The sequence below is a fragment of the Pseudomonas sp. R-28-1W-6 genome, assembly GCF_009799925.1.
Classification (GTDB): domain Bacteria; phylum Pseudomonadota; class Gammaproteobacteria; order Pseudomonadales; family Pseudomonadaceae; genus Aquipseudomonas.
Map to the genome: position 1 here is coordinate 84,761 of NZ_WELK01000002.1, position 9,052 is coordinate 93,812.

At 66.1% G+C, this 9,052-nt stretch carries 12 protein-coding genes; 5 read left to right on the plus strand and 7 right to left on the minus strand.

Annotated features, from left to right (window positions below):
• Positions 1–121: 121 nt before the first annotated feature.
• The 5 genes from F3I62_RS04615 to F3I62_RS04635 all read right to left on the minus strand — a co-directional run bounded on the left by F3I62_RS04615 (position 122) and on the right by F3I62_RS04635 (position 3,396).
• Positions 122–664, minus strand: coding sequence for a DUF1569 domain-containing protein (locus tag F3I62_RS04615; protein WP_160488518.1), 543 nt, complete (start codon positions 662–664; stop codon positions 122–124).
• Entirely contained in the window at positions 643–1,554 is a 912-nt protein-coding gene (locus F3I62_RS04620) for an alpha/beta fold hydrolase (protein ID WP_160488519.1), read from the minus strand. The genes F3I62_RS04615 and F3I62_RS04620 overlap by 22 nt, the downstream gene beginning before the upstream one ends.
• Positions 1,551–2,333 (minus strand): class II aldolase/adducin family protein, encoded by a 783-nt coding sequence (locus F3I62_RS04625; protein WP_160488520.1) that lies wholly within the window; start codon positions 2,331–2,333, stop codon positions 1,551–1,553. The genes F3I62_RS04620 and F3I62_RS04625 overlap by 4 nt, the downstream gene beginning before the upstream one ends.
• Before the next feature lie 146 nt (positions 2,334–2,479).
• Positions 2,480–2,947: a cupin domain-containing protein gene (locus F3I62_RS04630; RefSeq protein WP_160488521.1), complete on the minus strand. Its 468-nt coding sequence runs from the start codon at positions 2,945–2,947 to the stop codon at positions 2,480–2,482.
• The gene (locus F3I62_RS04635; RefSeq protein ID WP_160488522.1) at positions 2,947–3,396 is read right to left on the minus strand and encodes a flavodoxin; all 450 of its coding nucleotides are present in this window, start codon (positions 3,394–3,396) and stop codon (positions 2,947–2,949) included. Before F3I62_RS04635 ends, F3I62_RS04630 begins: the two co-directional genes overlap by 1 nt.
• A 104-nt stretch (positions 3,397–3,500) precedes the next feature.
• Between F3I62_RS04635 and F3I62_RS04640 the strand changes: the two genes are divergently transcribed.
• The 5 genes from F3I62_RS04640 (at position 3,501) to F3I62_RS04660 (ending at position 7,491) form a co-directional block, all read left to right on the plus strand.
• Positions 3,501–3,953, plus strand: coding sequence for a PAS domain-containing protein (locus tag F3I62_RS04640; RefSeq protein WP_160488523.1), 453 nt, complete (start codon positions 3,501–3,503; stop codon positions 3,951–3,953).
• 131 nt (positions 3,954–4,084) lie between these two features.
• Positions 4,085–4,696 carry a PilZ domain-containing protein gene (locus F3I62_RS04645; RefSeq protein WP_160488524.1) on the plus strand — a complete coding sequence of 204 codons (612 nt, stop codon included), beginning with the start codon at positions 4,085–4,087 and terminating at the stop codon, positions 4,694–4,696.
• Positions 4,697–4,873: 177 nt separating this feature from the next.
• Positions 4,874–5,437, plus strand: a complete 564-nt coding sequence (gene ahpC, locus F3I62_RS04650) for an alkyl hydroperoxide reductase subunit C (RefSeq protein ID WP_160488525.1) — start codon at positions 4,874–4,876, stop codon at positions 5,435–5,437.
• A 155-nt stretch (positions 5,438–5,592) separates the two neighbouring features.
• Positions 5,593–7,146, plus strand: a complete 1,554-nt coding sequence (gene ahpF / locus F3I62_RS04655) for an alkyl hydroperoxide reductase subunit F (protein WP_160488526.1) — start codon at positions 5,593–5,595, stop codon at positions 7,144–7,146.
• 126 nt (positions 7,147–7,272) lie between these two features.
• Positions 7,273–7,491: a DUF3820 family protein gene (locus F3I62_RS04660; RefSeq protein ID WP_160488527.1), complete on the plus strand. Its 219-nt coding sequence runs from the start codon at positions 7,273–7,275 to the stop codon at positions 7,489–7,491.
• Positions 7,492–7,607: 116 nt separating this feature from the next.
• Here the strand turns inward: F3I62_RS04660 and F3I62_RS04665 are convergent, their stop codons facing one another.
• Together F3I62_RS04665 and F3I62_RS04670 are read right to left on the minus strand one after the other, a co-directional pair.
• A complete protein-coding gene (locus F3I62_RS04665; protein ID WP_160488528.1) occupies positions 7,608–8,351 on the minus strand; it encodes a polysaccharide lyase family 7 protein in 744 nt (247 codons plus the stop codon).
• Positions 8,352–8,518: 167 nt separating this feature from the next.
• Positions 8,519–9,049 (minus strand): hypothetical protein, encoded by a 531-nt coding sequence (locus tag F3I62_RS04670; protein WP_160488529.1) that lies wholly within the window; start codon positions 9,047–9,049, stop codon positions 8,519–8,521.
• Positions 9,050–9,052: the final 3 nt, after the last annotated feature.

Genomic DNA, 9,052 nt, shown 5'->3' on the forward strand with positions numbered 1-9,052 from the left:
CAGCTACCTCGGCAGGTGGAAAAGGCCTCGAGTGTCCAGCAGGTGCTGGCACTCGGCAATCATCTGCCGCACGACTGAATGGTGGGCAATAAGACAGCGGGATAATCACAGCACCCGAAGATCAGGCGGATTGATCCGCTACCCGTATCAGGCTCAGGTGGTTGTACAGGTGCAGCACGTGGGCCTGGGTGTATTCCGCATGGCTGAGAGCACCGTAGGCGAAGTGCGGCTGCAGCTCGCCGGCATGAGCGGCAAAGCGCAGCAGCGCCGCCTGCAGGCGGGCGATGGCGGCCAGGGTGCTGGCCGGTTCGAGCAGGGGGGCGGCGCCGGGAATCACTTCATCGAGGGGGTGGCGCATCGCACCGCGGGCGCTGAACACGCTGAAGGCCAGCGGCCCGACGCTGTGGCGAAACCAGGCCGGTTTCAGCTGCGGGTAGCCATCCATGGAGTACTCGACGCTCTGCGCGCAGTGGTTGAACACCTCGCTCGGGCTCCAGCCCCTGAGGCTGCTCAGTTCGCGGCTGGCCAGCGCGACCAGCGTCTGCTGCGCGCCCTCCAGCGTCAGGGCGGCCGGTGCGACGCCCGTGGGCAACGCCCAGAATCCCGCCCCCAGTACCGCTGCACCGCCCATGGCGGCTCCCTTCAAGACAGTACGTCGCTGCATGTTTTGGCCTCCAGCCATTCACGGAACTGCAGATAGTGGGCGAGCACCTCTGCGGGTGCCTCGGTCTGCGGATAGTGGCCGATCTGCTCCAGCAACACGGTGTCGGCGTTCGCAATCAGCTCGCGGTAGCGCGCCACCATGTGCGCCCCGGAAATCGGGTCGAGCGCGCCATCGATCACCCGCAGCGGTACCCCACCCTTTTGCATGGCCGCCACCCAGCGTTCGCGCTGCTGGCGGCGCTCGGGCATGTAGCGAATCAGCCGGTGCATAACCGCCGGGCCGTCGTTGTGCGCGATCAGGCTCCAGAAGGCGTCCAGCTCCGCTTCGCTGGGCGGGGTGTGCGGGCCGAACACCCTGTTCAGGTTGGCCTTCAGCTTGCTGCGCGAGAACAACCTGCCAAGCAGCGGCCCCAGCGGGCTGAGCAGCAACTTCTGCATCAGCACCGGGCGATGGGTTTCCGGAAACAGCCCGCCATTGAGGAACACGCAGCTGGCCAGCCGGATGCGCCCCTCGTGGTGCCGCGCCAGCAGCTCCTGGGCCACGCTGTCGCCGTAGTCGTGGGCCAGCACATGAACGGGGCCGCCGATGCCCAGCTGGGCCAGCAGCGCCTGCTGCAGGTCGGCCTGTTCCAGCAGACTATAGACATGCCCGCGCGGCTTGGCCGAGTAGCCGAAGCCGAGCATGTCGCAGGCGATCACCCGGTAGCGCTGTGCCAGCGCCTGCCACAGGTAGTGCCAGTCCCAGCTGGCGGTGGGGAAGCCATGGATCAGCAGCAGCGGCTCGGCATCCGCCGCCCCTGCCACCCAGTAGCGGATGGCGTGGCCCTTGAAGGTAAAGCCCTGCCCCTGCGCCCGCCATTCATCCAGGGCGATACCGGGTAGCGCCGTCATGCGGCGTAGCCCGGCATCTGCTGATCGAGCTTGCGCAGCAGGGCCGGCCAGGGCAGTGCGCCGCCCATGCCCTGCGGGCTCTTCATCACCCCGGCGACCATGGCCTTGGCGCCCGCGAGGATCTGCTGCGGGATATGGATCAGCTCGGCGCCGCCGCTCTGCGCCATGACCTGGATCTCGCAGGCGCGCTGCAGGATGAACATCATCAGGAAGGTGTCGGCGATGCTGCCGCCGGCGGTGAGCAGGCCGTGGTTGGGCAGGATCATGAAGTTCTTGTCACCCAGGTCGGCCTGCAGGCGGGCCTTCTCGTCATGGTTCAGGGCCACGCCCTCGTAGCCGTGGTAGGCCAGGCTGGCGAGGACGAACAGCGACTGCTGCGACAGCGGCAGCAGGCCCTGCTTCTGCGCGGACACGGCGATGCCCGCCGGGGTGTGGATATGCAGCACGCAGGCGGCATCGTGGCGCACCTCGTGTACCGCACTGTGGATGGTGTAGCCGGCCGGGTTGATGTCGAAGGGGCTGTCCATCAACTTCTTGCCGCCCAGATCGACCTTGACCAGGCTGGAGGCGGTGATTTCGTGGAACATCAGGCCGTAGGGGTTGATCAGGAAGTCTTCGGTGCCGGGCACCTTGGCCGAGATGTGGGTGAAGATCAGGTCATCCCAGCCGTACAGGGCGATCAGCCGGTAGCAGGCGGCCAGGTCGACGCGGGTCTGCCACTCGGCGGTGGAAACCTGATCGCGCACATTCAGTTGAGGCAGGGCTGGGGCAGCGGTCATCGGGCAATCCTCGGCGAGTTGTGGTGCCGAGGAGTCTAGCGCTCGCCGAGTGGCCGGCTAGTCGCCTTGCAGGCCAGCTTAGTGGCCCTGGAGCCTGTTTCCGACTCGTGCACGGCCGCGAAGGAAACGGGAGCAGCCCCTGGCGGTCACAGCAGCTCTGGATAGTCGCGCGCCAGCAGCGGCCAGTCCTGCTGGGCCTGCACATCATCGGCGAGCAGGCGGAAACCCTCGAAACGGAACTCCGGCGCCACCGTGCAGCCGACCAGGCTGAAGGCGCCGAGGCTGCGCGCCGCCTGCCAGGCATGCGCCGGCACCACCCGTTGCGGCAACTGCCCCGCCGCCACCGGGCCCAGGCGCTCGACCCGCACCTGCTGCGGGGTCTCTGCGCTCAGCAGCTGCAGCGGCTCGCCCTCGTGGAAGTGCCACAGCTCGTCGGCATCCACCCGGTGCCAGCGGCTGACCGCGCCGGCCGGCAGCAGGAAGAGGATCGCGCTGGATGCCGCGCGGCCATCGGCCAGCAGCTGCGCCGAGGTGAACAGGCGGCGGTAATAGCCGCCCTCCGGATGGGCGACCAGCTGCAGCTCGCGGATCAGCTCGGCGGCGCGCGGGTGCATCAGGTGCGCAGGGCCGCGATCAGCTCGCCCAGCCAGGGCTGCGCGTCGTCTTCCGGGGTCACGCTTTCGCTGGCATCCAGACGCAGCATCGGCAGCGCCTCGCGCATGCCCAGCTCGGCGAACAGCTCGCGCATCAGTTCGCCGCCACCGCAGAAGGTGTCGTAGCTGGAATCGCCGAGGGCCAGCACGGCAAAGGGCTTGCCGCTCCAGGCCGGGAAAACGTCACGGGTCTCGTAGTAGAAGCCCTGCAGGTTGCCCGGCAGCTCGCCCATGCCGGTGGTCGAGGTCACCGCCAGCAGCGCCTCGGGGGCGAAGGCCTGCACCTCAGCCAGGCTGGCCCCGGCCTTGTGCCAGGCCTCGAAACCGGCGGCATTGAGCAACTCGACGGCGCGACGGGCAACTTCTTCGGCGGCGCCGTAGACCGAGCCGGACAGAATGGCGACTTTCATGCAGAACTCCGAAACATGCTGATAAACGCCGGGCATTATGCCGCAAGTGGACAGCCTCCCGGGATGCCATAGAATGCAGCGGATACGGATGGGGAACTTGCGCGATGATCAATGCGAAACTGTTGCAACTGGTGGTGAATGCGTCCAACGACGGCATCGTGGTGGCCGAGCAGGAGGGCGACGACAACATCCTGATCTACGCCAACGCCGCCTTCGAGCGCCTGACCGGCTACAGCAGCGACGACATCCTCTACCAGGACTGTCGCTTCCTGCAGGGCAGCGACCGCCAGCAGGCCGGCCTGACCGCCATCCGCGAGGCCGTGCGCAACCACCAGCCGTGCAGGCAGATCATCCGCAACTACCGCAAGGATGGCAGCGCCTTCTGGAACGAACTGTCGATCACCCCGGTGTTCAACGAAGGCGACCAGCTGACCTACTATATTGGTATCCAGAAGGATGTCAGCGAAGAAGTGCAGGCCAAAGAGCGGGTTCGGGAACTTGAGGCCGAGGTCAGCCGTCTCAAGGATGAGCTCGCAGCACTCAAGGCTTCCGGCTGACTCCAGCCAGGCCGCCTTGGCGCCTGTCGACACGCCTTGCCCGGGGCCGATAGCGATCCGCCCGGAGCAGGCGGGCGGCAGGGTGTGATTCTTGCTTGCGACAAAGTAGTCCATGCCCCACGGAGGGCAGCATGTCCGAGCACAATGTCCTATCCAGCGAAGAGCTGGACTTCATCCGCCAGATCTTCAGCAGCCAGCTGATCGGCAAGCCGCTGCACACATCCGCCGTCAAGGTCGAGGGCGGCGCCCTGGCCGACACCCTGCTCAGCCGCCTGGGCCAGCATGCCCGGCTCAACCTGGAAGCGCACCTGGACAACTACCACATGTCCTTCCCGCTGCATCTGGTGGAGGACGAGCGGCACAGCCTGCAACTGGAACTCGGCGCGCCGGATATCTACGAAGACGGGGCGACCCGCCGCCCCTGGCGCCTGGCGCTGAAGAAGCCGCTGGCCCTGCTGGATCACACTGGTGCGGCCACCGACCTGCGCGTGCACGAGCTTGCACCCGACAGCCTGCTGGTCGGACGGCGTGGCAAGGCCGCGCTGCCGGATGACTTCGTCCTCTGGCTGCCCCTGCCGAAGCAGGAACCGCTGCAGGTCAGCGCCCGGCGCATCCGCCAGGCCAGTGGCCAGCGAGTGGCCTACAGCCTGCAGTTCGAGGATGGCGAGCACGGCGAGCGCATCCGCCAGTTCATTTTCGAGCAGTACCGCCAGCAGAACCCGCAATTGCAGGCCACCAGCTGACCCCGCACGCCCGCCATGCCATGAACTGCCACAGTTTTCTGCCACACTTGGGCCGCGCCCCAGCCTAAGATATAGGCCAAAGCAATCGTTGCCATGCCCTCAATCAATTAAGAGAATCGGGCCAATGCCGTTAGGATGGCCCCCATCAAATTACCAACCCCCTGAAGGAGTTCACTGATGAACCTCATCAACACCCAAGTTCAGCCTTTCAAAGCCAACGCTTTCCACAACGGCGAATTCATCGAAGTCACCGAGCAGTCCCTGAAGGGCAAGTGGTCGGTGCTGATCTTCATGCCGGCAGCCTTCACCTTCAACTGCCCGACCGAGATCGAAGACGCCGCCAACAACTACGCCGAGTTCCAGAAGGCCGGTACCGAGGTGTACATCGTCACCACCGACACCCACTTCTCGCACAAGGTCTGGCACGAGACTTCCCCGGCCGTCGGCAAGGCCCAGTTCCCGCTGATCGGTGACCCGACCCACCAGCTGACCCGCGCTTTCGGCGTGCACATCGAAGAAGAAGGCCTGGCCCTGCGCGGTACCTTCGTGATCAACCCGGAAGGCGTGATCAAGACCGTCGAGATCCACTCCAACGAAATCGCCCGTGACGTGTCGGAAACCCTGCGCAAGCTGAAAGCTGCCCAGTACACCGCCGCCAACCCGGGTCAGGTTTGCCCGGCCAAGTGGAAAGAAGGCGAGAAGACCCTGGCTCCGTCCCTGGACCTGGTCGGCAAAATCTAAAAATGGCCTAGAGCTGCTGCGCCAAGGCTGTCAGCACGCTCCATCCCATTTTCCGCCTCACGAAGCCTTACCCGGCTTCCGCAGGCGCCCGAACGCCCGGGCGCGATCCGCCCGGGCGTTTGTTTGTCCGCAATTTGTATAAAAGGAACTCCGTCATGTTGGATGCCACGCTTAAAACCCAGTTGCAGGCCTACCTCGAGAAGGTCACTCAGCCGTTCGAGATCGTCGCTTCCCTCGATGACGGCGAAAAGTCCCAGGAGCTGCTCGGACTGCTCAAGGACATCGTCGGCCTGACCGACAAGATCACCCTCAGGACCGACGGCAACGACGCCCGCCGTCCGTCCTTCGCCCTGGTTCGCCCGGGCGCCGATATCGGCCTGAGCTTCGCCGGCATCCCCATGGGCCACGAGTTCACCTCGCTGGTGCTGGCCCTGCTGCAGGTCGGCGGCCACCCGTCCAAGCTGGACGCCGAGACCATCGCCCAGATCAAGGCCATCGAAGGCAGGTTCGAGTTCGAAACCTATTTCTCGCTGTCCTGCCAGAACTGCCCGGACGTGGTCCAGGCGCTCAACCTGATGGCCGTGCTCAACCCCAACATCCGCAACGTGTCGATCGACGGCGCGCTGTTCCAGGAAGAAGTCGAGCGCCGCCAGATCATGGCCGTGCCGAGCATCTACCTGAACGGCGAGGTGTTCGCCTCCGGCCGCATGGAAGTGAAGGAAATCCTCGCCAAGATCGACACCGGCGCGGCCAACCGCGACGCCGAGAAGATGAGCGCCAAGGAGGCCTTCGACGTGCTGGTCATCGGCGGCGGCCCGGCCGGCGCTGCGGCAGCCATCTATGCGGCACGCAAGGGCATCCGCACCGCCATCGCCGCCGAGCGCTTCGGCGGCCAGGTGCTCGACACCATGGCCATCGAGAACTTCATCTCGGTGAAGGAAACCGAAGGGCCGAAACTGGTCCGCGCCCTGGAAGAACACGTGCGCGAGTACGAAGTCGACATCATGAACCTGCAGCGCGCCAGCGCCCTGGTGCCGGCCAGCAGCGCCGGCGGCCTGCATGAAGTGAAGTTCGACAGCGGCGCCAGCCTCAAGGCCAAGACCCTGATCCTTTCCACCGGCGCCCGCTGGCGCGAGATGGGCGTACCCGGCGAGCAGGAGTACAAGGCCAAGGGCGTGTGCTTCTGCCCGCACTGCGACGGCCCGCTGTTCAAGGGCAAGCGCGTGGCGGTGATCGGTGGCGGCAACTCCGGCGTGGAAGCGGCCATCGACCTGGCCGGCATCGTCAGCCAGGTCACCCTGATCGAGTTCGACGGCCAGCTGCGCGCCGATGCCGTGCTGCAGAAGAAGCTGCACAGCCTGGCGAACGTCAAGGTGATCACCAGCGCCCTGACCACCGAAGTCAAAGGCGACGGACAGAAGGTCAACGGCCTGGTGTACAAGGACCGCAACAGCGGCGAGCTGCACAGCGTCGAGCTGGAAGGCATCTTCGTGCAGATCGGCCTGCTGCCCAACTCCGACTGGCTGAAAGGCGTGGTGGAGCTGACCCCGCGCGGCGAGATCATCGTCGACGCCAAGGGCGCCACCAACATCCCCGGCGTGTTCGCCGCCGGCGACGTGACCACCGTGCCCTACAAGCAGATCGTGATCGCCGTGGGCGAAGGGGCCAAGGCCTCGCTGAGCGCCTTCGACCATCTGATCCGCAGCTGACAAGCGGTTCACCGCTGCCAAGCGCAGGGCTCCTTCAGGGGCCCTGCGCTTTTTTGTCTGGGCTGCGGTTATCGCCGGGGGCCGGGTCGGATACCCTAGGCCCCTCCTTTCAATCCCGAGCCCGCGATGAACCCCGAAGACCTCCTGCTGCTGGTCACCCGCACCATGCCCTTCGGCAAGTACAAGGACCGCCTGCTCGCCGACCTGCCCGGCCACTACCTCAACTGGTTCGCCCGCACGGGTTTCCCCAAGGGCGAGATCGGCCGCCTGCTGGCGCTGATGCAGGAGATTGACCACAACGGCCTCAAGCCGCTGCTCGACCCGCTGCGCCAGCGCCGGCGCTGATGCCCATCGACGGCGGTTTCAGCCTCTGAGGCCCCGTCACGGGTGCGGCAGGCAGGCCCTTGTAGGAGCGGCTTCAGCCGCGAAGCCTGGCGAACGCTGCCGCACAGTTTTTACCGCTACGGCTGATGCTGGACGGTCAGCTCGGTGAAGTGCACCTCGCCCAGTTCCTCGGCGCCGCCCTCCTCGTCCTGCACATAGGCGCCGGCCTTGAAGTAGAAACGCACCTCGCGCCAGGCTGGGTCGCTGGCGTAGAAGTCGTGCTGGAAGCGCTCGCCGTTGGCCTCGACGCTGAGCACACCGTCGTGCACGGCGATGCTGTAGGAAAACAGGTCGTTGTTCACCGCGGTGCTGAACAGGTGGCTGAGGTCGCTGTCATCGCCCTCGGGGTGGTGCTTGATCAGCGCCTTGAGCCGGCCCTTCTGCCACTGCAGCTTGATCAACGGGCGGGCATCGTAGCCGTGGATCTGGCCGACGATGATCTTCTGCGTGCTGGGCGCCTGGATCACCCGGCAGCTGGCCTTGAGCTGGTGCCGGCCGCTGCCGGACCAGTTGCGCCTGTCGTCCGCCGGATCGAGCAGTTCGCGCAGCTCGGCGCGCGGGTACTTGGCGTTTTCCGTGGTGCCGCCGGCCACCGGGGCGACGAAGGCCATGGCGCCGTTCTCGGCCAGGTGGAAGTAGCGCGAGGCATAACCGGCCTGCAGCGCGTCGGGGCGGACCTCGCTGGCGTCGGCATCCGGCAGGGTCAGTTTCCAGTGCGTCAGGTCGTAGTTGCGCCCCGGCGCGGCATAGTCGCGTTGCGGGTCCGTGCCGCAGCTGGCGACCAGCAGCAGGCCGGCCAGGCCAATCCATGGGTGACGCATGCGCAGGCTCTCCTTCCGGGCCACGACGAACAGGGCGGCGCAGGGTCAGGCGAGCGGCGCTGCCAGTCTGTTCTTATGCAGGGCTTCGAGCGCCAGGGCAAGCCCAAGCGCCGGCTGCGAAGACCAGCGGTAGGCCGCGCCGACACGGGAGCGGATTGATCCGCGCCTCAGCCCTGCTGCGCCGCCTTCAGCGTCTCGTATGCCGGCGCGGCGTAGATGCCCACCGCGACAGCCAGCTCCATGACCCGCGGTAGGTCACTGGTGTACACCAGCACCGCCTGCAGCTCATCGTCCAGGGGCTCGCTGAAGTCGAGCAGCACGTAACCGCCCTTCTCCTTGTACATGCTGGAGAGCTGCACCTGGATGCGGTTGAGGGCCTTCAGCGGCTCGACCTTGGCCAGCTGCTTGGGCTTGATGTTGAACGGCACATCCGGGCCGAAGGATTCGATGATCTGCTGCAGCAGCTCCTCGTAGCTGTCGCCCTGGAACAGCACGGTTTCCGGCAGGCTGCCGACCACCACCCACTCGCCCAGCGGGATGGGGAAGCTGTCGTCGTAGTTGATGTCCGGGTTGGCGGCGAGGAAGGCAGCCGGATCGGCGTAGGCCTGCGCGGCCTCGTCGGCGATGCGGGCGATCTCCTCGTCGGTCATGCAGCCGGAGCTGATCAGGGTGATGAGTTCGAGGAGTTGCTGTTTCATGGG